General features: G+C 39.7%; 15 protein-coding genes and 3 riboswitches. Of the genes, 9 read left to right on the top strand and 6 right to left on the bottom strand.

What is annotated here, in order from left to right:
- The first annotated feature begins 352 nt into the window (after positions 1 to 352).
- The 6 genes from AC1VNJ_RS10020 to AC1VNJ_RS09995 all read left to right on the top strand — a co-directional run bounded on the left by AC1VNJ_RS10020 (position 353) and on the right by AC1VNJ_RS09995 (position 8,023).
- Complete coding sequence (locus tag AC1VNJ_RS10020; protein ID WP_014461333.1) at positions 353 to 1,249, top strand: shikimate dehydrogenase; 897 nt, start codon at positions 353 to 355, stop codon at positions 1,247 to 1,249.
- Between the two features lie 638 nt (positions 1,250 to 1,887).
- Positions 1,888 to 3,192, top strand: coding sequence for an MFS transporter (locus AC1VNJ_RS10015; protein WP_482640754.1), 1,305 nt, complete (start codon positions 1,888 to 1,890; stop codon positions 3,190 to 3,192).
- A gap of 111 nt (positions 3,193 to 3,303) precedes the next feature.
- Entirely contained in the window at positions 3,304 to 4,512 is a 1,209-nt protein-coding gene (locus tag AC1VNJ_RS10010; RefSeq protein ID WP_482640753.1) for a CaiB/BaiF CoA transferase family protein, read from the top strand.
- Positions 4,512 to 5,468 (top strand): hydroxymethylglutaryl-CoA lyase, encoded by a 957-nt coding sequence (locus tag AC1VNJ_RS10005; protein ID WP_208732696.1) that lies wholly within the window; start codon positions 4,512 to 4,514, stop codon positions 5,466 to 5,468. Before AC1VNJ_RS10010 ends, AC1VNJ_RS10005 begins: the two co-directional genes overlap by 1 nt.
- 151 nt (positions 5,469 to 5,619) lie before the next feature.
- A complete protein-coding gene (locus AC1VNJ_RS10000) occupies positions 5,620 to 7,068 on the top strand; it encodes an aldehyde dehydrogenase family protein (protein WP_290097892.1) in 1,449 nt (482 codons plus the stop codon).
- A gap of 91 nt (positions 7,069 to 7,159) precedes the next feature.
- Positions 7,160 to 8,023, top strand: a complete 864-nt coding sequence (locus tag AC1VNJ_RS09995; protein ID WP_482640752.1) for a sugar phosphate isomerase/epimerase family protein — start codon at positions 7,160 to 7,162, stop codon at positions 8,021 to 8,023.
- 252 nt (positions 8,024 to 8,275) lie between these two features.
- Here the strand turns inward: AC1VNJ_RS09995 and atzF are convergent, their stop codons facing one another.
- The 5 genes from atzF to AC1VNJ_RS09970 all read right to left on the bottom strand — a co-directional run bounded on the left by atzF (position 8,276) and on the right by AC1VNJ_RS09970 (position 16,707).
- Positions 8,276 to 10,027 (bottom strand): allophanate hydrolase, encoded by a 1,752-nt coding sequence (atzF, locus tag AC1VNJ_RS09990; protein ID WP_482640751.1) that lies wholly within the window; start codon positions 10,025 to 10,027, stop codon positions 8,276 to 8,278.
- A gap of 14 nt (positions 10,028 to 10,041) precedes the next feature.
- Positions 10,042 to 13,653 (bottom strand): urea carboxylase, encoded by a 3,612-nt coding sequence (gene uca, locus AC1VNJ_RS09985; protein WP_323873850.1) that lies wholly within the window; start codon positions 13,651 to 13,653, stop codon positions 10,042 to 10,044.
- 16 nt (positions 13,654 to 13,669) lie between these two features.
- Positions 13,670 to 14,323, bottom strand: coding sequence for an urea amidolyase associated protein UAAP2 (locus AC1VNJ_RS09980; RefSeq protein ID WP_098626043.1), 654 nt, complete (start codon positions 14,321 to 14,323; stop codon positions 13,670 to 13,672).
- Between the two features lie 20 nt (positions 14,324 to 14,343).
- Positions 14,344 to 15,081 (bottom strand): urea amidolyase associated protein UAAP1, encoded by a 738-nt coding sequence (locus AC1VNJ_RS09975; RefSeq protein ID WP_033578194.1) that lies wholly within the window; start codon positions 15,079 to 15,081, stop codon positions 14,344 to 14,346.
- A 47-nt stretch (positions 15,082 to 15,128) separates the two neighbouring features.
- Positions 15,129 to 15,233: riboswitch (guanidine-I (ykkC/yxkD leader) on the bottom strand.
- A gap of 124 nt (positions 15,234 to 15,357) precedes the next feature.
- Complete coding sequence (locus tag AC1VNJ_RS09970) at positions 15,358 to 16,707, bottom strand: APC family permease (protein ID WP_482640750.1); 1,350 nt, start codon at positions 16,705 to 16,707, stop codon at positions 15,358 to 15,360.
- 63 nt (positions 16,708 to 16,770) lie between these two features.
- Positions 16,771 to 16,872, bottom strand: a riboswitch (guanidine-I (ykkC/yxkD leader).
- A gap of 211 nt (positions 16,873 to 17,083) precedes the next feature.
- Positions 17,084 to 17,185: riboswitch (purine riboswitch) on the top strand.
- A gap of 509 nt (positions 17,186 to 17,694) precedes the next feature.
- Here AC1VNJ_RS09970 and AC1VNJ_RS09965 point away from each other — a divergent pair.
- Positions 17,695 to 19,020 (top strand): amidohydrolase family protein, encoded by a 1,326-nt coding sequence (locus tag AC1VNJ_RS09965; protein WP_482640749.1) that lies wholly within the window; start codon positions 17,695 to 17,697, stop codon positions 19,018 to 19,020.
- A gap of 47 nt (positions 19,021 to 19,067) precedes the next feature.
- Here AC1VNJ_RS09965 and AC1VNJ_RS09960 read toward each other — a convergent pair whose 3' ends face one another.
- Positions 19,068 to 19,265 carry a cold-shock protein gene (locus tag AC1VNJ_RS09960; RefSeq protein ID WP_013055689.1) on the bottom strand — a complete coding sequence of 66 codons (198 nt, stop codon included), beginning with the start codon at positions 19,263 to 19,265 and terminating at the stop codon, positions 19,068 to 19,070.
- 422 nt (positions 19,266 to 19,687) lie between these two features.
- Between AC1VNJ_RS09960 and AC1VNJ_RS09955 the strand changes: the two genes are divergently transcribed.
- Together AC1VNJ_RS09955 and AC1VNJ_RS09950 are read left to right on the top strand one after the other, a co-directional pair.
- A complete protein-coding gene (locus AC1VNJ_RS09955) occupies positions 19,688 to 20,320 on the top strand; it encodes an NAD(P)-dependent oxidoreductase (protein ID WP_033578197.1) in 633 nt (210 codons plus the stop codon).
- A gap of 173 nt (positions 20,321 to 20,493) precedes the next feature.
- On the top strand, positions 20,494 to 21,480 hold the full coding sequence (locus AC1VNJ_RS09950) for a Gfo/Idh/MocA family protein (RefSeq protein WP_482640748.1): 987 nt from the start codon (positions 20,494 to 20,496) through the stop codon (positions 21,478 to 21,480).
- The last annotated feature ends 11 nt before the right edge of the window (positions 21,481 to 21,491 follow it).

Raw genomic sequence — 21,491 nt, 5'->3', positions numbered from 1 at the left:
TCATTTAATAAAAGAAGCTAGGTATAGGTGAAAGCTTTGTTTCTAGTAATGTTGAGAAATGCTGCCTTGCGAAGGGAGGTAAGACGTACAGCACGCGTCCAACGTATGTTATTAAAACCATAAATTTGTAAGCGATTTCTTTCTTTTTACATGTGAGTAGAGCAGCTTTCGTTTTGAATGCAGCTTGTTACAGATTGGTTAAATAATGAATATAGCTTAAAATTGGATCGATCTAATTACCCGTACTATATGAATGTGAAATGTGTTTGATCGGAAATGAAAATAAGCTTAAAAATTACAGGTTAGGTACCCCAAGTATTTCTGAAATTTTAATAAAACAGGAGGTAAAATCATGAAGAACGTAGGGCGTATTAATGGCAAAACTCAGCTCATAGGCCTTTTAGCAACTCCAATTGGACATTCATTGTCACCATCTATGCATAATATGGCCTTTAAAAAACTGGGATTGAATTATGCTTATTTAGCTTTTGAGGTAGGAAATGACTCGTTAGAAGATGCGATTAAAGGACTGAGAGCGTTAAATGTTAAAGGTTTTAATGTATCCATGCCAAATAAAACAAAAATTCTCCCGTTTCTTGATGAATTAGCAGACAGCGCCAAATTTTCAGGAGCTGTCAATACCGTCGTAAACGATAATGGCGTACTAGTTGGGCATAGCACAGACGGTATGGGCTACATTCGAAATTTAAAAGAGAACGGCGTGGATATCACAGGGAAAAAAATGACGTTGGTCGGTTCGGGCGGAGCAGCAACGCCTATTGCTATTCAAGCGGCTTTGGAAGGCCTTGAAGAATTAACAATTTTTGCTCGTCATGATGAATTTTATTCAAAAGCTGTAGAAAACGTAAAAATTATTAATGAAGAGATGAAACATGTTTCATGTAAGGCGAAGCTGTATTCTCTTGAGGATACAGACAGGTTAAGAGAAGAAATTAGAACGAGCGATATTTTGACAAATGGAACAGGAGTAGGAATGAAACCGTTAGAAGAATTCAGCATTATTGAAGATATATCAATGCTGCGTCCTGATTTAATTGTAACAGATGTCGTGTATATGCCTATGAAATCAAAACTGTTAGAACAAGCTGAATCAATCGGATGTCACACCGTTAATGGAATAGGAATGATGATCTGGCAAGGGGCCATGGCGTTTGAATTGTGGACAGGAAAAGAGATGCCTGTGGAGTATATTAAGGAACAAATGTTTGAACCGAGCTTACAGTATTAAAAACGCGTATTTTTTAACTTTGCTAGAAATTTGTATAAATGAAGGGACTATATCTTCTTTTCCTCTAGCACAATAAAAAAATGATTCTAGACGATTAATATATAAAAGGTTTTGTTATATTAAAAAAGTATATATTTCAATTTTCTAAAAATTAAAAATATATATTGCGCAGAAAAATGTAATTCAGTATACTAAAACTCAGGTTTGAATTGATTTTATATTAGGCTGTGTTAAAAGACGAAGCTTAGCGAAAAAAAGGCAGGTGTTACAATGAGAAATTAAAAAAGCAGACATTAATCACATCATGTTCGGATATTCGAGTAGATCATAAAATATACGGCATCGTTCCGCAATATGTGAAGAGATTCCCAATGGAATTAGATCGTTCTAATAAAAATTTATTAGATCGTTCTAATTAGAACTTTCTATTAATCTTTTTAATTCCACTAATAAAAGTTTTACGGAAAGGATAAGAGAACAAGTAAATAGCTAGAGGATTAGGTTTTCAGCATTGCCATCTTTCAACTTTAGTTCAGGCAGACTTTATGTAAGTAAGCAATTGTAAATGGGATCTGAGCAAAGAAATATTTCATAAAAATGAAAGCGCATACTTAAAATCTTATGAGTGAGGGAAGATAATGAAAAAACATCGTTGGTCGATTGTATTCTTGATTGCGGTTGGTGTAGTTGTAAACTATTTTGATCGAATTAATATGTCCATTGCTATGCCATTGTTACAAAAAGAATTTAACTTGACAGCAGGTCAGATGGGGATTTTCCTATCAGCATTTGCATGGTCTTACGCTTTACTTCAACTTCCTATAGGGCCTTTGCTAGATAAAATAGGCGTAAAATGGGTAACGCGTGTAGCGACCGTGATATGGACAGTAGCTTGTCTTTTAACTGCAGTAGCAAATGGATGGGGGTTAATTATTTTATCTCGGGTGCTGTTAGGAGTTGGAGAAGCACCATTCTTTCCGTCTGCTTCCAAAGCAGTTAGCCATTGGGTTCCGCGTCAGGAACGCGGAAAAGCTATCGCAGCTTATGATTCTCAATCCAAACTTTCCAACGCCATCGGGGCGCCTATATTAGCACTAATTGTAACAGAGTGGGGCTGGCGAGGTGGTTTCTTAGCAACTGCTATTCTTAGTTTCATATATGCTATTGTTTATTGGATCTGGTATCGTGAACCTCATGAAGATGAGCGTTTGACGAAAGAAGAATATGACTACATTGTTCAAGGCGGTTCTCAAAGTTCAGAAGAAGTTAAAGGCAGTGCAATGGAGAACATTCGCTATTTGCTAACTAAAAGAAAAGTCTGGGCAGTATTCATTGGGTTTGCGGCGTACGGCTATTCATGGTTTTTGTTCTTGACTTGGCTTCCCGGATATTTAGCAACAGAAATGAACATGTCTATTTTAAAATCAGGCTGGTACTCGGCTATACCTTGGATTGTAGGTACCATTACTGAAATAGTAATTGGGGGCTGGCTTGTTGATCGTCTTATTAACAAAGGGTATAACCGGACGCGTGTCAGCAAATTTTTTCTAGTAATAGGTATGGTATTTGGTTTGTCAATTATTGGGGCAGCGTTTACTCACAGTGCGAACGTAGCTGTATTTTGGATTTCAACAGCACTTGGAGGTCTTGTTGTCACATCTGCTGTTGCCTACAGCATTCCTACATTTATTGCACCAAAAGGAACGGTAGGAACATTAACGGGACTTTTAACATTTGGAAATAACTCGATGGCTATTGTTGCACCTATTACGACTGGGTTTATTGTTCAGGCCACGGGTTCATTTATGTATGCGTTCCTTTTAGCAGCTGTTTTTTTAGTGATTGGAATTTTAAGCTATACGTTCTTATTAACAGATTTAGACCCGATTGAAAGCAAAGAGTCTATTCTATTAGAAGAAAAAGAGTTAACTTTAGAAAAATAAATAATCTTAATATTTTGACTAATAATATTCGTTTTTAACATATCAAAAGAAATCTACTAATTAATTATCTTAACTAAGCATACAAACAGTTATTACCGGAGGGGATTCAACGTGTTAACCAAAAATTATGGACCTTTAACAGGAGTTCAAATACTAGATATTTCTACTATGATTGCTGCTCCCTTTGGAGCTACTTTATTAGCGGACTTGGGGGCGGAAGTAACCAAAATTGAACTTCCGGGAAAAGGAGATACGCTTCGGACTGTAGGGCCTTGGAAAGGGACTGAACCTTTAAGGTGGCCCGGACTTGCTCGCAATAAAAAGTCTGTTACGCTGGACATTCGATCAGAAGAAGGAGCAGAAATTTTCAAAAAGTTAATTAGTGGAGTAGACATTTTAATTGAAAATTTTCGCCCCGGTACACTGGAAAAATGGAACTTGGGATATGAGGAGCTTAAAAAAGTTAACCCTAAGCTAGTAATGGTGCGCGTATCAGGCTATGGGCAAACAGGTCCTTATCGAGAAAAAGCTGGATTCGGTACACCGGGGACAGCGTTTAGCGGACATACTTATTTACAAGGATATTCAGATCGTCCGCCAGTCAGTCCTTCTTACTCTTTACTAGATTATGTAACGGGCATATATGCTGCGTTCGCTTGTGTAAGCGCTATCTATCATAGGGATGTAAACGAACAGCCGGAAGGTCAAGTAGTAGAAATGGGATTATATGAATCTATTTTTCGAATGATGGAGTTTTTAATCGCTGAGTATGATCAAAACGGAAAAGTAAGAGAGAGAAGCCCTGGACTTGCAGGTCACTCAAGCCCTGCAGGCACATATGAAACAAAAGACGGAAAGTTTGTTGTATTAGTATGCAGTACAGACTCTACCTTTGATCGTCTTGCAGAGGCAATGGAAAGAAAAGATATGTTAAAGGATCCGCGATACTATACAAACGTAGAGCGTCTAAAGCATGATCATGAAGTTCAGGAAATTGTGTCAAATTGGATTAAGTCCTTCACTCAAGACGAGCTGCAGGCAAAGTTAGATTCATTTGGTGTGCCAGTTAGTCCTATCTACAGCATTGAAGATATATTTAATGATCCTCAATATAGAGAACGAGAAAACATTGTAGAAGTAGAGCACCCCCGCCTAGGAAAAATTAAGGTTCCGGGAGTAGTGCCAAAGTTTTCACATACACCGGGAGCAATTCGTCATCGTGCCCCTGAATTGGGAGAACATAATGAAGAAATTCTAGGTGGAAAACTGGGGTTATCAAGTGAAGACTTAGCGGTGTTAAAAGAAAAGGGGGTTATTTAATGAATACTATTCAAAAAATAGAATTACCGGAAAAAGTCATAATCTGTGAAGTAGCTCCAAGGGATGGGTTTCAAGCTGAACATGAGTGGATTCCTACAGAAGAAAAAATATCTATTATTCGTCAGCTAGCCAAGACAGGCATTCAATCAATGGAAATCACGTCTTTTGTACATCCGAGAGCGATTCCTCAGTTAAAGGATGCCGAGCAGGTCGTAGAAAGTGTTCAAGATTTAACCAATATCAAATTTCGCGCGTTAGTGCCAAATGTAAAAGGTGCACAGAGAGCCATTGACGCCGGAGTGAAAAAGTTAAAGCTTATGCTTTCAGCTACAGATTCTCACAGCTTATCTAACGCAAATTGTTCTGTAGAAGAAGCCCAAAAAGGTTTTTACCCTATTATCGAATTAGCAGAAAAGCATAACGTTAAAGTGGGAGGTTCAATTTCGGTAGCGTTTGGATGTCCTTATGAAGGTAAAGTTGCTATAGAACGCATTTCTTCTATTGTAGAACGATACAGAATGATGGGTGTCGAAGAAATTTCTTTAGCGGATACAACGGGGATGGCAAATCCTCAGCAAGTGTATCGTATGCTAGGGTTTCTTAAACAAAATTATCCCGGCACTATTTTCTCTATGCATTTGCACAATACGAGAGGAATGGCATTTTCTAATGTAGTGGCTGCTTTGCAGCAGGGTGTTATTCATTTTGATAGTTCTATTATCGGTTTAGGAGGGTGTCCCTACGCTCCAGGCGCCACTGGAAATATAGCTACAGAAGACCTGGTTCATGGATTAAGTGAAATGGGAATTCATACGGGCATTGATCTTAACAAGCTTATTCAAGCAGCAAAAGAGGTGAAGCACGTAATTGGTCATGACGGTGGAAGCTATATGCTACAAGCAGGTCCTTGTTCAGAACTTCATGCCAAGCCAAAGGTTCAAGAGAAATTAGTATAACTAAGCCGTGAACATGATAGCCTTTTAGGAGGTGATGATAGCGTTTAAATTAAAATGAATTAGATCGATCTATTTCCCTCTCATGTAAAAACGTTCAGGCCTTGTTTTATATAAAAGTTTGTTTAATAAAAATGAAAAGTTGGTGCTAAACATGATAGAAACTATTGAAAAGAAATCACAGCCTTATATTAACGGTGAATGGATTATTGAAGATCGAGAAGTAGCTTTAATAAAAAACCCCTATTCTGGAGAAGTCATAGGTGAGCAGCTATTAGCGAATGAAGAAGATGTTGAAAAAGCATTAGCATCAGCCTATGAAGCAAAAAAACATGTCGCCGTCCTTTCTTCTTACCAGCGTTCTAAAATTTTAAAGAAAGCGGCTCTATTACTAGAACAAGAGAAAGAAAAATTTGCTCGACTTATTTCTTTAGAATTAGGAAAGCCTTTGAAAAACACGCTGGACGAAGTGGCCCGTTCAATCGAAACATTGGAACTGTCAGGGGAAGAGGCAAAAAGATTGATTGGTGAAACATTGCCTGGCGACGTTTCAGAACGGGGGGCACAAGCTATTGCATCTACTTTCCGAGTGCCTGTTGGTGTTGTAGCGGCTATCACACCATTTAACGCCCCTTTAAATCTTGTATGTCATAAAATTGGGCCGGCTTTTGCTGCTGGGAATAGCGTGATTTTAAAGCCATCTTCGCAAACAACTTTAATTGCAACAGAGCTCTTAAAGCTGCTGCTGCGGGCCGGCTTCCCTAAAAATGCTGTAAATATGGTGCTTGGTCGAAGACAGGTTGCACAGCAAATTGTAAAAGATGATCGTGTGAATATTATTTCATTTACAGGTGGAACAGTAGCTAGTAAGAACATCTGTGAGCTAGCTGGAATGAAAAAAGTATTGCTAGAGCTAGGAGGAAATGCTGCAACGATCGTCCATAACGACGCAGATTTAAATCGTGCTGCCGCTATGTGTGCGAAAACCGGATTTAGCAATTCTGGCCAGAGCTGTATCTCTGTTCAGAGAATTTATGTACATCAATCTGTGGTCTCTGAGTTTACCAATCTTTTAAAAGACGAGGTGCTGAAACTTAAAATCGGAGATCCTTTATTGCCTGATACGGATGTAGGGTGTGTAGTAGATGTCCATGCAGCTGAGCGAGTGACGAGCTGGATTGATGAGGCCGTACAATCGGGAGCACAAGTGATATGCGGAGGAAAGCGCCGCGGAGCTACGGTGGAACCTACTGTTCTACTAAACCCTTCTAAAGAAAGTAAAGTTATTTGTGAAGAAGTATTTGGTCCTATTATTAGTATTGTCCCGTACGGTACGATTGAAGAAGCTATTGAAGAGACAAATGATTCTGCTTTTGGTCTTCAAGCAGGGATTTTTACGAACAAAATGGATTTGGCTTATAAAGTGGCTCATTCTCTTGAAATGGGCGGTGTAGTTATTAATGGAACATCTAACTTTAGATTAGATCATTGGCCATATGGCGGAGTGAAAAACAGCGGTATTGGCAGAGAAGGCCCACGTTACGCCGTTGAAGAAATGACTGAAACGAAGATGATTGTATTAAGACTGCCTACGGAGAATTAAAACCAAATCAATATGTAGGACGCTTATAAATATATATCGTCATTTTGATTAGATCGATCTAATCCGTTTGAATAAAGGAGGAATTTATAAAATGCCTAATCAATTTTCCCTTGCATACCTTACTGTTCTTGGATGTTCACCGCCTGAAATGACGTATATGGCTGCAAAGGCAGGGTATGATTTTGTTAGTTTAAGGCCTATTTACATGGGGTTGCCTGGAGAGCCTAATTATGCGTTAGCTGAAAATAAGCAGCTGATGCGAGAAACAAAATCTGCCATGGCAGAGACAGGAGTGAAGCTCCTTGATATAGAGTTAGCACGTATCTATGAAGGAGTTGATCCAAAACGTTACTTACCTGCAATGGAAGCAGCTGCTGAACTTGGAGGACGTCACGTCCTTAGCAGCATTTGGACGGACGATCGCAATTTTGGTATCGAATGCTTTGCTGAACTCTGTGATCTAGCTAAGCCTTTTGGGTTAACCATTGAATTAGAATTTGTTCCTATTGCGAGCGTATACAACCTTAAAGGCGCAATGGATGTTCTTCATACCGCTAACCGTGAAAATGCAGGTCTTATGATTGATATTCACCATTTTCATCGATCAGGAGATAAGGTGGAAGATTTGGACGACGTGCCTCGTGAGTGGTTTCGCTATCTTCATCTTTGCAATGCTTCTGCGGAAATTCCAAGTTCAAAGGAGGAGATGACGCGAGTTCTTAGAGAAGAACGATTGTATTTAAATGAAGAAGGTATTGATGTTGCAAGTATGATTAATCGTATCCCGCAGGTTCCTTATTCTATAGAGTTACCAAATGTAAAACGTGCCAACGAATTAGGATATGAAGAGTTTGCGCGCCGATGTTTACAAACTGCTAAACAATACTTAGATAAGCATCCGCGCAAGAAGTATGTTTCTCATCAAGATCAGCTGCGTTTCCATTCTACACGATAGGTGCTCTGGAGAGTATTGTGCAGCTTGCCTTTTAGGTCTATTTAATTGAAGTACCCCCATTTAGCAAGCCTAAAGTGGGGGTATTCTCTGTTAAAACGGTAAACGTAAGAATCAAGAATAAATATAAAAGTGTGAGATCATACCTTCACTTTGTCATAGTTAATGCTAAGTTCTTATTTTTATATACATTGAAGGGTTGATGAAAAAGAGCTGTTGAGAATGTACTCAACAGCTTAGTAAATAATCGATTTATTAGTAAGTTGAGAGAGCCCGCCAGCTTCTATAAGACGTAATATCCTCCGCATCTTCTGTCGCATGAGCTTCACAAAGAAAGCCCGCTACTTCACTGCCGTCTTCGAGAGTGATTTTGCCTAGTCCAAGAGGAGAAGGGATAGAATCGGCAAAAGAGCCGAGTAGTGATAAAGGCATTTCCCAAAGTTCAACTTCAATTTTTTCTCCTTGTTGATGTGTTCGCAACAGCCCCGGTTTTGCTGGAGAAGTAGGCAGTTTAAAAAGCTGGTAATAAGGAGCGGTTTGGTCTTTTCGTACGAATGAAGCTCCGTGTTCAAGCATTTGAAATTCAAGTGGAAACCCGCGCATATGCAAACCGCAAACAGCTACTAAGGTTGTATCTTTTCTTGAATCAACCGTTCGTTCACCATTTAAAAACAATTCGCTAAGCCCACAAATGAATTGTTCGCCGTCAAATGTAGAGAAAAATGAAATGCCAAACGGTAAATCAAGATCTGCATCTTGAGATGGAAGAGAGACAGCGCATAAGTCGAGCAAGTTACAATGGTTTGTAAAACGCCCCATGTCACTGTTTGTTTCAATTGGATTTTCTCTTACTTGTTCCCGCGTCCACGTTCCGCCTGCTGTCGGCATAACAAGAACAGCATTTTTAAGCTGATGATATGCTTTATGTTTAAAGGATTGAAGCTTATGTGAAGCTTGAAATAAAGCAGCAGCATCATATTCTGATTTAGCTCCTGAACGAAGGACTTGCTCGGTTACAGGAAATGCTGTTTCTTCATGAGAAGTAATAAATTCTCCTAAGTCAGCCCAGCGCTCCGCTACGTATGGCCCGTCATACAATAAAGCAGCTGCTTCGCTTAAATACGAGCCGTCAATGTATTCAATGGGAATAGATAAATCTTCAATCTTTTTCACTGCTTGCTTCCAAGCTTCCTCGTACTGTTCAGCAAACGGTCCGTAAAATGAGAGCGGTTCTTTTACCATACAAATTTTTTCAGGGAGAGCCGAAGAAGCCCGAACAACAGAGCGTGACCATGGATCTTGATCGTCTACCCCTCTAATAATAGAATCTACAAGTACTACATCATTCCATGCATGAGCAAAAGCAGTGACGCAGTCTAAGCTTTTACACGCCGGAACTACACCTGCAGATGGCCACGCTCCGAGAGAAGGTTTATAGCCAATTAAACGGTTTAAACCGGCTGGAACGCGTCCTGAACCTGCTGTATCGGTGCCTAAAGAAAAAGCAGCATGCCCGCGAGCTACGGATACAGCTGACCCTGAGCTCGATCCGCCGCTAATGAGCTCGGACTTTAACGCATTGTGCGTTTCGCCGTAAGGGCTTCGTGTACCGACCAGCCCTGTAGCAAATTGGTCCAAGTTGGTCTTTCCAAGAGGAATAGCACCTGCATCAGTAAGGCGTTGAACAACCGTAGCATGTGCAGAAGGGATATACGTATATTCTTTACATCCGGCTGTCGTCGGTACATGGGCTACATCGATATTATCTTTAACGGCGAATGGAATTCCCCATAAAGGTAACGCTTCAGGGCTTAGGGTAGCTAAGCGATCGAGATAAGGTTTTAACTCACCGAGTGTAGGAGGGGTAATCCAAATATTCATGTCTTTATCAGCTTCTACACGCGTAAGAATTTGATGTACTACATCTTCCGGAGTTAATTCTTTTTTGATATACATATCACGTAACCATTGAACCGAAAATGTTTTAGGCAAGCTCACTGTTTTCATTGTATCCACCGTCCTTAATGAGTAATTGGAGCAAAGGCTTTTATACCGGCAATCAGCTGTCCAGCCTGTACTTCATCGCCGGGTTTTACATGAATAGAACTGATATATCCATCCATAGGTGCTAGCTGTGGAAACTCCATTTTCATACTTTCTTCGATAATTAACGTATCGCCTTTTTCAACTTTTTGTCCTTCTTCAACAAGAACTTTCCATACGCTTCCCGGCATTGTACAGCGCGCGGCTTCCGTACCTTCGGGCAGTTCTTGTTCCGTAATTTCAGCCGTTTCATGTTCAGAGACGTACTCAGCTAAGCCGAGTGCTTTCCAATCTTCTCGCTCTGTTTGAAAAGCAGCCTGCTGGGTGTGACGAAAAGCAGCCGTGCTTTCTTCAATAGATGAAAGAAAATCTAAATATTCTCCAAGTTTAAACGTTGTCTCCGTAATATCTGCTTCAAATCTCCCGCGAAGAAAATCTTCGCGCAGTTTTAAAAGCTCATCTGCTTCTACTGGGTAAAATTGAATTTGATCAAAGAAACGAAGAAGCCACGGTTTTCCTGCTTCAAAACTTTCCGTTTGACGAAGTCGGTTCCACATTTGAATCGTGCGTCCCACAAATTGATAGCCCCCAGGACCTTCCATTCCGTATACGCACATATACGCACCGCCAATACCAACTGCATTTTCAGGTGTCCATGTACGAGCGGGATTATATTTCGTTGTCACTAAACGGTGACGAGGGTCTAGAGGCGTAGCAACAGGTGCGCCTAAATATACATCTCCAAGCCCCATTACAAGATAATTAGCGTCAAATACAACTCGTTTCACATCTTCAATGTGATCCAGACCGTTTACTCGGCGAATAAACTCTAGATTGCTTGGACACCAGGGGGCATCTGGGCGAACGTTTTGCTGATAGCGTTCAATAGCCAATTGAGTCGCAGGATCATCCCATGAAAGCGGAAGTTTTACAATACGAGACGGAACTTCCATTTCTTCAAGAGGAGGAAGCTCGCGATCAATAGCTGAAATGTGCTGACACAGTTCAAGAATAGACATCTTTGTTGCATCAATATGAATTTGAAGAGAACGGATACCAGGCGTTAAATCTAGAACTGGTAAATCCTTACGCTTTTGAATAGCTTCCATTAAAGCGTGCACTTGGAAGCGAAGCAGCAGGTCAAGCTCCATTTCTCCGTACTCCACAAGTATATTCGCATCGCCTGAGCAGCGGACGGAAAATGGGAAGCGTCTATTTTCCGTTTCGTTAATCAGCAGCGGATAATCGCTTTTTAGCGGCTGTGCTACTGGATTTGTAAACATAGGAAGTGATGCGGATGTTCCGATATGCTGTAAAAAGTCTTCCTGCGTACATTTGAGTTTTTCAGCTTGTTCAAGGTCAATTAATTTAAACGAAATTTTATCTCCGGGGTGAAGCTGTCCTATTTTCCAAAACTCTGCTGAAGCAGTCGTAACAGGGCAAACAAAGCCGCCGAGGCTCGGGCCGTCTGGGCCAAGTAAAATAGGCATATCTCCGGTTAAGTCTAAGGTGCCGATGGCATAGGCGTTATCATGAATATTTGATGGATGCAAACCGGCTTCTCCTCCATCTTCACGCGTCCAAAAAGGAGCGGGACCTATTAACCTAACGCCTGTTCTAGAGCTGTTAAAATGAACTTCCCATTTTGTATCTGTTAGCTGCTGCAAGTACTCTGGCTGCAAAAACTCTTCTGTACAATGAGGGCCGGGAATCACTCCAATTGTCCATTCTTTAGACATGGTTGGCTGGTAGGAAAGAGCAAGTTCATTTTCAACGTGAGCGTAGTCAGAAACACGCAGTACATCTCCCGTGCGAAGTGCTCTTCCGCCGTGTCCTCCGAAGCTTCCTAGTGTAAAAGTAGAAGAACTGCCTAATATTTTAGGCATATCAAGTCCGCCGCCAATCAGTAAATACGTGCGCATTCCTTCGGTTGCTTCACCAAATGAAAGAATTTGTTCCGGCTTTGCTTGAATGGTTTTATACATGGGAATTTCAGCGCCGTCTAATGTAGCATGCATGTTAGCACCGGTAATACAAAAAGATACATCGTCTCTAAATTTATAAGAGCCGCCTCGGAGAGTCATTTCAATTCCCGGGGCATCCGGTGAATTTCCGAGAAGTTTGTTTCCTATGCGAAAAGCAAAAGGATCCATTGGGCCGCACGGAGGAACTCCTACATTCCAGTGCCCGGTGCGTCCCGGGTAATCTTGAACAGTAGACTGAACGCCGCCGTCTAAAACTTCAATTGCTTGTTCGCTCGGAGTATATGAGTTAAGCATTTGAGTATACACATCGCCTGTTTTACACGCTTTTTCTTCTAACAGTCCCTGCAAGTATTGAAGATTAGTAGTAACGCCGTATAATCTTGTCTCTTTTAAAGCAGCGATCAATTTTAGAAGAGCTTCTTCTCGTGTTTTTCCATGAACGATAATTTTAGCTAGCATAGGATCATAAAGTGATGTTACAGTAATGCCGTCTCGCACCCATGTTTCAACTCGAGCACTTTTAGAGAAAATGGCTTGGTCGATTTGCCCGCCGCTTGGACGAAAATCATTTAAGCAATCTTCGGCATAAATACGCGCTTGGATACTGTGACCTGAAGGAACAGGAAGCAAAGAAGGAAGGTTTACCAGCTCATCGCATGCTTCTTTAAGCATCCATTCTACTAAATCGATGTTTAACACTTCTTCTGTAACGCCGTGTTCTACTTGAAGACGAGTATTTACTTCTAAAAAATAAAACTTCTCCGCTTCGGCGTCATATAAAAATTCTACTGTTCCTGCACTTCGGTATCCCACTTCTTTAGCTAGTCGAGTAGCTGCTTGCAGCATATTTTCCCGTATATATGAAGGGAAGTTTGGAGCTGGACTTTCTTCAATTACTTTTTGATTTCTTCGCTGAATAGAGCAGTCGCGTTCCCCTAAAGCTACTACTTCTCCAAAAGAATTCCCGAAGATTTGAACTTCCACATGGCGAGCTTTTTGAATGTATTTCTCTAAAAAAACACCGCTGTTTTTAAAGTTTGTTTGTGCTAAATGGCAAACTGAGTCAAAAGCGGCTTGAAGCGCTTTTTCATCCTGGCAAACACGCATTCCAATTCCGCCGCCGCCAGCTGTACTTTTTAACATAACGGGATAGCCAATCTCTTCAGCAGCACGTACAGCTTCTGATACATCTGTAATAAGAGGTGTACCAGGAAGCAAAGGCACGTCCGCTTTTTGCGCAATTTCCCGAGCTGAATGTTTCAATCCGAATATTTCCATTTGCTGAGGTGTAGGACCAATAAATACAATTCCTTCAGCTCGACAGCGACGAGCAAATTCCGCGTTTTCGCTTAAAAAACCGTAGCCTGGATGAATAGCTTCTGCTCCTGTTTTCTTTGCGATATCTAGAATAAGGTCTTCGTTTAAATAACTTTCTTTGACCGGGCCGCTGCCAATTAAAATAGCTTCATCTGCTTCATCAACGTGCAGGCTGTCTTGATCAGCTTCTGTATAAACAGCCACAGATTTCACTCCGAAATGTCGTAATGTTCGCTCAATTCTAACAGCAATTGCTCCTCGGTTCGCAATTAATACTTTTGTAAACATAGATGAACACTCCTTTTTATAATGAATCCCAAATAACTAAGCGAATAGGGGTAGGGTTATAATCGTTGCACGGATTATTAAGCTGAGGGCAGTTGCTGATCAATACAAGTGTAGGATTGATCGCTTCCATTTCTACATAGTATCCAGGTGCAGACACTCCGTCATTAAACGTTAATCCGCCGCTTGGCGTCACGGGTACATTCATAAAAAAGTTTACGTTCGGTGCTAAATCTCTTTTAGTGTAGCGGCTATCATATTTTGATAGCTGCAGCATAAATGTATCTCGGCAGTTATGCATCGGAAGCGTGTCATGTGCATAACGTACGGTGTTGCTTTGTGCGGAACAAGCTCCGCCTAGGGTATCGTGGCGTCCGCACGTGTCAGCTACAATTTTGACTAGTTCTTTGCCAGATTGAGAAAGCAGCACCGTGCCGGTGGATAAATAAATATTTCCTTGATTAGCAATCGTCGATACTGCACTGTAATGATCTTCTGGATTTTCTGCATCAAAGAATAACGTATCCGCTGCTTGATTGCCTTCTACATCTATTATTCTAAGAGTTTGTCCTGGTTTAAGTTCGTGCATCCAGCCGTCCCCAGCCAGTACCGTTTCATCATAAATTGCGTTCTCTATTTTTCTGCTGCTTTCCACTCGGTTAAATACAGCCATTATAGAAGCCTCCTTCATTTTTAAATCGTTGATAATGTTTTATTTCCAAGCAATAGGTCATAAGACCATGTGTTTTCAAACGCTCGTTTATTTTCAGGTCTAAAATTTAAACAGTAGTCATCTGAGCTAACAGGAGCTGCTTCATCTACGGTTATCTCAATCGGAACAGAAGGATACGTTTTACTTGGGTCTAAAGGGTTAGGGGTATTAGACAGTACAAAAAGCAAATCCATTTCTGTTCTAAGCGTAATAAAATCTCCTTTTTTACAATGAGAAGAAACAAAATTCATATTGCCTTCTTCGTCGCAGTATACTTTTGAAAATAAGTTAAGATTAGGGACTAAATCCCGTGTTGTTAAACCGTTGCGCAGAAGCTCCATTGAGAAGTTTTCTTCGCCATTCCTTCGCCATTCGTTTCGGGATTCTTGATAAGTAGATGCACCGTATTTTTGATGAGTTAAGCTGCGCGTAGTATAGCCTGAAATGGTATCATGCCAGCCGGTGGTGTCAGCAGTAATGCTTGCAAATGCTCTGCCGTTGTCACTCATCAGAACGTGTCCTTTTGTTAAATGAGCAGTATGCTGAGCTTTTAAGGTATCAGGCATGTTGTATCGTTCCGTTAAATCATAAGCGTTGTACAATAGTAGGGATGCGTTTGCACCGGATTCTTGTGCGGTAAACGTCACTGATTTTCCTCTCCCAATTCGTCCTGACCATTTTCCGCCCGCTGGGATGGTTTGCTTCCAGATATAACTCATAAAATAACCTCCTTAGAATAAAAAAAGGATAAAAGCTTGGGAGAGTAGTCTCCCAGGCTTTTATCCTTCCGTGTTATACAGCATAGCGCCATATCGCTCTCTCTCGGACCAGTCTTTAACGTATGTTAAACGGAACCCTAGACAGCTTTTTTGTTCTTAACATCTGTAAGAACCTTTATCCATTTGTGGCTTTCGATTAATCGTAGTATAGTATGTTTGAAAATAAGTTGACAAGCAGTTTGTTAGAATACCTGACACAAAAACTGATTTTTCAGTTTATTTTTCAGGGACCGTCACTTTTGAATGATCTCTCTTTACAAAAGGAGCCGATAGTCGAGATTTTACAAATAAATAGAGAAACCCAACCGTAAGCCAGGCGACACCAATCAAAAGAGTGTCTTTGTTTAACAGTGTGAGCAGCCATCCGATAAATGCTGCTCCGATCAAAGGGAAGATTAAATAGAGTATTGTTTCAGTAAACGACCGTTTCTTTAACTTAATATAAAAATGGGCAATGACTGATACGTTAACAAATGTAAAAGCGGTTAAGGCACCGAAACTGACAAAAGTGACGGCTGTATTTAAATCGATGAACATTCCCAAAAACGAAAAAGCGGTAACAAGCAAGATATTCACCACGGGCGTTTTAAACGTTGGATGAATATATGAAAATACCTTTTGAGGCAGTACGGATTCACGGCCTAAAGCATATAAAAAGCGAGTAACGCTTGTGACTGAAGAAACTCCTTGAGTAAAGGTTGCAATAATTAATACCGTAATAAATAGACTGCTTAAAAGATTTCCGCCCACTAATTTTACAAGGGTGTAGGCTGCATTATCAGGGTTAGTAAACGTGAAGCCCGGATAGGCAATCTGTGTAAAATACGAGATAGCGATGTACATAACAGCTGCGATACAAACAATAAGGAAAATGGCTTTTGGAATGGTCCTTTCCGGTTGAATTGTTTCTTCCGCCATTGTTGTAACTGCATCAAATCCTAAAAAGCAAAAGCAAATGAGCGCAGCTCCAGAAAAAATAGTCGTAAACGGTACATCTGAAGCCAAAAAAGGATGAAGTGAAAAAAGAGTAGAAGAACTAGCTTGACCTGTTGCAATATCTTTGATGATAAATAAACAAAACAAACTTATAAAGAGAATCTGAACTACAACGGAGATGCCGCTTATACGAGCTACAGATTTAATACCAACAATATTGACTAAAGCTAATATAATGTTCATGATAATGACCCATACGTATACAGGAATAGAAGGAAATTCCGTATGCATAAAAATACCAAATGTTAAAATAGCGATAATAGGGGAGAAAATATAGTCTAAAAGAAGTGCCCAGCCTACTAAAAAGCCAAGGCGAGGATGTATAGCTTTTTTCGTATACGTATAAGCAGATCCTGCTATTGGATATGCTTTTACCATTCGGCTATAGCTATATGCGGTAAAAAAGATAGCTAAAAAAGCAATTAAATAAGCAAGGACCATTTGCCCTCCAGCCGCATCGTAGGCTACTCCGTAAACTGTAAAGAAAATCATCGGAGTCATCCAGGCAAGACCCAAAAATACAATTTGATATACCTTTAGCGATTTACTTAACGCTGGTTGGTTGTTCATATAAATCCCTTCTTTCCTCTATTTTATACTAGTAAAAAAGAAAAGCCTGGGAGAATGATGTCATTCTCCCAGGCTTTTATCCTTCCGTGTATACGGACCGTTCCGTACGCTCTCTCTCGGACCAGCCTTTAACATGTGTTAAACGGAACCCTAGATCGCTTTTTGTCTTCAACAGAGTGAAGACCTTTATAGATAATGTAAGTAGTTCGAAGTATAAGCAGGATTATAAGAAGATGCAACTACTGTGTTAGATAGTTTAACAAACTTTTAAAAAAAGTAAACTTTTGTAAAAGGCGAACTATATATAATTTTAGTAAAAAGATTATTCGTTTATATTTGACTTATAGAGAGACCTATAGTATATTTGTAGACAAGAAAAAGCTAAATACGGTTCACTCATATATGTTTGAGAATATGGCTCAGACGTTTCTACCTTATCACCGTAAATGATAGGACTATGAGTAAAAAGTGAATCTAGGTTCCCATTTTTACGTTAGTAGAAAGTTTGGTCCAAGCGATTCACATATTCATTTTTGAAAAGAAGTGGATATGACACCGAAGGGATAAAAGCCCAGGCGGGTAGGTTTTTGCTCATTGTATTTGAGAGACCTGCCTTTGTTTGGGCTTTTTCTTATGTGTCTATTTACAGTGTGAGCGAGTGGTGGAAATTTTTTGCTTGTATCTGCATTGCTTTCTGGGGAGAATAGCGATGCAAAGCATGAAATCACTCACTGAAGCTTTATCTGTAAGCCCTCATTTAACCATGGGAAGTACATTCTATCTATTTTCTAGCATTTTTTCTTTGATGAGCAGCGTGGGGACGCTGCTCCTTTTTTTTGTTCTTGCTTTTTTCTCTGTAAATAAAGGCCTTTAGAGAGAAGGTGATTCGCGAAATTTGGCGAATTAATGCTTTAAACAATAAATGATAAATAAGATAAAGCGGTCTATGAAAAATGAAGAAGTTGAAAAATTGAGGAGGGAATTATATTGCTTCACTTAATTAATGTTCGCTTGCCAATTATGCACGATCACGCTCTTTTTGAAGTGAAAATTTCAAATGGAATGTATACTTCTATCGTTTTACAAAACGGTTATCTTGAAGGTGACGAGTTTTTTCCGCTGCACGCGGCCGTGTTAGGAAAAGAAACGTCACTTGATGCACAGGGGCGTGTACTATTACCAGGATTTGTAGATATGCATATGCATTTAGACAAAGCTCATTCGCTTCCTCAGGTACCCAATCTATCTGGAACTCTTCAAGAAGCCATTAAAAATTACAGCAGCAGCCTGCCGGCATTTCCAGAAGAAGAAATTAAGCAGCGAATGTTAAAAACTGCTTTGCAGGCATTAGCTAACGGTACGACTACGATTCGAACGCATATTGATTTTGACTGCAGCATGGAAGAAGATAGCTTATTTCGAAGTTTACAAGCGGCTGTCGAAGTGAGAGATGAATTAAGCCCGTATATGGATGTGCAGGTTGTTCCGCTATTCTCTAACTTAGACATTGATGATATGCATAAGGTGACTAAAATTGAACGAGCATTCGACCTTGAAATTGATGCGATTGGAGGCTGTCCTCATTTAGCTGGAAATCCAGAAAAAGAGATTGATGCTCTGTTTTCGCTGGCTCAAGCCTATAATAAACCTCTTGACTTACATGTGGATGAAAGCGATGATCCATCTGTTGATACGATAATTAATATTGCTCATAGAACAATTGAATTGAATATGGAAGGAAAAGTGGTAGTGGGGCATCTTTGTTCGCTTGCAGGAATGACTGATGCAAAAGTGAAAGAAATCTTAAACCTTTTGAAACAGGCGAAAATTGGAGTTGTCACATTACCTGCTTCTAATTTATATTTACAGGGAAGGGAAGATAAAGGAATTGTAAGACGAGGCGTAACGCGTATTCGCGACATACAAAAAGCAGCGATTCCGATTGCTACTGCATCTGATAACGTGAACGACCCCTTTCATCCGTTTGGAAAAGCAGACTTGCTGCAAGTAGGGTTACTAACTGCCTATGCTGCACATATGGGAAGTCCAGATGATCAGCGGCAGTTGCTCCGAATGATTACAAGTATACCAGCCCGGCTGATTGGAAAAGAAAAGTATGGAGTGGAAGAAGGAAACGAAGCAAACTTTGTTCTGTTAAATGTCCAGTCTGTACAGGAAATATGGACTGAACTTCCTGAAACTCGCTTTGTTTTCAACAAGCATCGCTGGCTTAGCGTAAAAGAGACGCATCAGCGGCTCGCGGATACGAACTTGACTAATCTTTGGCAGGAAAATCAAATTTTAATTGGTTAAATAGACATAAAAAGAAGCTGTCACTAAAGTGACAGCTTCTTAATCAATTACTTTTGAACGTTAGCAGCTTGTGGTCCACGAGCTCCATCTTCGATTTCAAATGTAACTTCTTGACCTTCTTCAAGTGATTTGAAACCTTCGCCTTGGATAGCTGAGAAGTGTACGAATACGTCGTCTTGTCCTTCTACTTCGATGAATCCAAAACCTTTTTCTGCATTAAACCATTTTACTTTACCTTGTACCATTGTAGTACCTCCTGTGTGGAAAATCCACGAATATATTACTATCTCTGCTCAATTTCAATAAGAATCACTTTAAAGAAAGTCTTTCTATTTGTTAACACCGAACAAGAAATAATATACCTAGTATAACACTTTTTTATAAAAAAGAAACCTTTTTTCATAAAAAAGTACTCTGAGATAAAAATAAGTTGAAAATATGGTAATATTTTGAAATGGAAAATAAGCTATTGTTTTGTGGATTTTTTAGCGATCCCTAAAATCTTTTATCTCGTAAAAAATGAATAGTGAGGTTGACAAATTGAATAACATGTAACTATAATGGTTACAACGAGCTGAAAAGAAATATCAGTGTTATAAAAGCTCAAATTTTTTTGTGTGATGTGTAACTATTGTGGTTACAACAAAAATAAAAGGAGAGAATAAAAATGAAAATTGGCGTTATTGGAGCAACAGGAAAAGCAGGTCAATTAATTATGGAAGAAGCGAAACAGAGAGGACATGAAGTAACAGCCATTGTTCGAAATGCTTCTAAACTAAAAAATCAAACAAACGTAATTGAAAAAGATATTTTTGTCATTACTTCAAAAGACATTGAACAGTTCGATGCTGTGGTAGACGCATTTAATGCACCTCCCGGAAGCGAACAGATGCACGTTGAGTCTATACAATCACTTATTAAAGCATTTCAAGGTGTTCAAACGCGACTCGCAGTAGTGGGCGGAGCAGGAAGTTTATTTGTAGATGAAGAAAAAACAATGCCTTTAATGAGCACAGAAGGTTTTCCAGCAGCTTATTATCCAACGGCTTCAAATATGGGCAAAGGTTTAAAAGAACTAGAAAAATCAACTATAGATTGGACTTATTTAAGCCCAGCCGCTTTTTTTGACCCAGAAGGTGCTCGCACTGGAGCCTATCAATTAGGAAAAGATCACGTGATCACAAATAGTCAAAATGAAAGCTATATTAGCTATGCTGATTATGCGATTGCTTTAATAGATGAGTTAGAGAATAAAAACTATGTAAACGAACGTTTTGCTGTAGTGGGTGAGAAAGCATAAGCTTACGTTTGAGTCATATAAAAAAACAGCTTACATTTGTTGTGAGCTGTTTTTTTATATAGAACAAAATAGATATAAAGCAACGGAAAATGGTATAGATTTTTTATTATTTCTTCGTTTTTCTTTTTAAAAACGATACAATACAACATAGATGATAAAAAGGAGATGAAAAGATGATTCGTTTTGGTGTAATAGGAACAAACTGGATAACAGATCGACTGTTAGAATCAGCTCAGTATGTAGACGACTTTCAGCTTGCAGCTGTTTATTCTCGAACCATTGAAAAAGCAGAAGCATTTGCAGGTAAATATGATATTCCTCATATATTTACTGATTTGGAGGAAATGGCAGCGAGTGCTGAAATTGATGCCGTGTATATTGCTACTCCAAATGCTTATCATGCGGAACAAGCTATCTTATTTTTGAAAAATAACAAGCATGTACTGTGTGAAAAACCGCTCGCAGCCAATGCAGCAGAAGTAACTCGGATGATTCAAACAGCCAAGAATCACAATGTGTTACTAATGGAAGCGATGAAATCAACCCTTCTTCCTAACTTCAACGTGATTCAAGAGAACTTACATAAAGTTGGTCCAATTCGAAAATACGTGGCATCTTACTGTCAGTATTCTTCTCGTTATGATAAATATAAAGAAGGTATCGTGCTTAATGCCTTTAAGCCAGAGCTTGCCAACGGTTCACTGATGGATTTAGGTGTATATTGTCTTTATCCTCTGATTACGTTGTTTGGAGGGCCTCATAAAATAAAGGCAACGGCGTTTATGCTAGAATCTGGAGTAGATGGAGAAGGATCAGTTGCTTTAGAGTACGAAGATCGTGACGCGGTCATCATGTATTCTAAAATTACAAATTCGCATTTACCAAGTGAAATTCAAGGAGAAAAAGGCAGTATGATTATTGACAAAATACATACCGCTGAAAAGGTAGAAATTCGATACAATGACGGACGGGTAGAAGAGTTAACGGTCGATCAGCCTTATCCTGCTATGTACTATGAAATAAATGAATTCGTAGAGCTGTTAAAGCAAGGAAAGATGGAATCGGACACAAATTCTTATGAAAATTCATATCTAACAATGCACGTGATGGATAAAGTGCGAGAGCAAATCGGTCTTGTATATCCGAATGATAAGAAATAAATAAAAGAGGC

The sequence above is a fragment of the Priestia sp. 3CA3 genome, from assembly GCF_056836725.1.
Note: the sequence above shows the minus strand (reverse complement) of the source record. Positions and strands in the feature narration are given on the sequence as shown.

Bases quoted from the DNA above. Each gene is read 5' to 3' on its own strand.
- AC1VNJ_RS09955 (WP_033578197.1), top strand. From the start codon at position 19,688: ATGAAAATTGGCGTTATTGGAGCAACAGGAAAAGCAGGTCAATTAATT.
- AC1VNJ_RS10015 (WP_482640754.1), top strand. From the start codon at position 1,888: ATGAAAAAACATCGTTGGTCGATTGTATTCTTGATTGCGGTTGGTGTA.
- AC1VNJ_RS09975 (WP_033578194.1), bottom strand. From the start codon at position 15,081: ATGAGTTATATCTGGAAGCAAACCATCCCAGCGGGCGGAAAATGGTCA.
- AC1VNJ_RS09995 (WP_482640752.1), top strand. From the start codon at position 7,160: ATGCCTAATCAATTTTCCCTTGCATACCTTACTGTTCTTGGATGTTCA.
- AC1VNJ_RS10005 (WP_208732696.1), top strand. From the start codon at position 4,512: ATGAATACTATTCAAAAAATAGAATTACCGGAAAAAGTCATAATCTGT.
- uca (WP_323873850.1), bottom strand. From the start codon at position 13,653: ATGTTTACAAAAGTATTAATTGCGAACCGAGGAGCAATTGCTGTTAGA.
- atzF (WP_482640751.1), bottom strand. From the start codon at position 10,027: ATGAAAACAGTGAGCTTGCCTAAAACATTTTCGGTTCAATGGTTACGT.
- AC1VNJ_RS10000 (WP_290097892.1), top strand. From the start codon at position 5,620: ATGATAGAAACTATTGAAAAGAAATCACAGCCTTATATTAACGGTGAA.
- AC1VNJ_RS09970 (WP_482640750.1), bottom strand. From the start codon at position 16,707: ATGAACAACCAACCAGCGTTAAGTAAATCGCTAAAGGTATATCAAATT.
- AC1VNJ_RS09960 (WP_013055689.1), bottom strand. From the start codon at position 19,265: ATGGTACAAGGTAAAGTAAAATGGTTTAATGCAGAAAAAGGTTTTGGA.
- AC1VNJ_RS10020 (WP_014461333.1), top strand. From the start codon at position 353: ATGAAGAACGTAGGGCGTATTAATGGCAAAACTCAGCTCATAGGCCTT.
- AC1VNJ_RS09980 (WP_098626043.1), bottom strand. From the start codon at position 14,323: ATGGCTGTATTTAACCGAGTGGAAAGCAGCAGAAAAATAGAGAACGCA.
- AC1VNJ_RS09950 (WP_482640748.1), top strand. From the start codon at position 20,494: ATGATTCGTTTTGGTGTAATAGGAACAAACTGGATAACAGATCGACTG.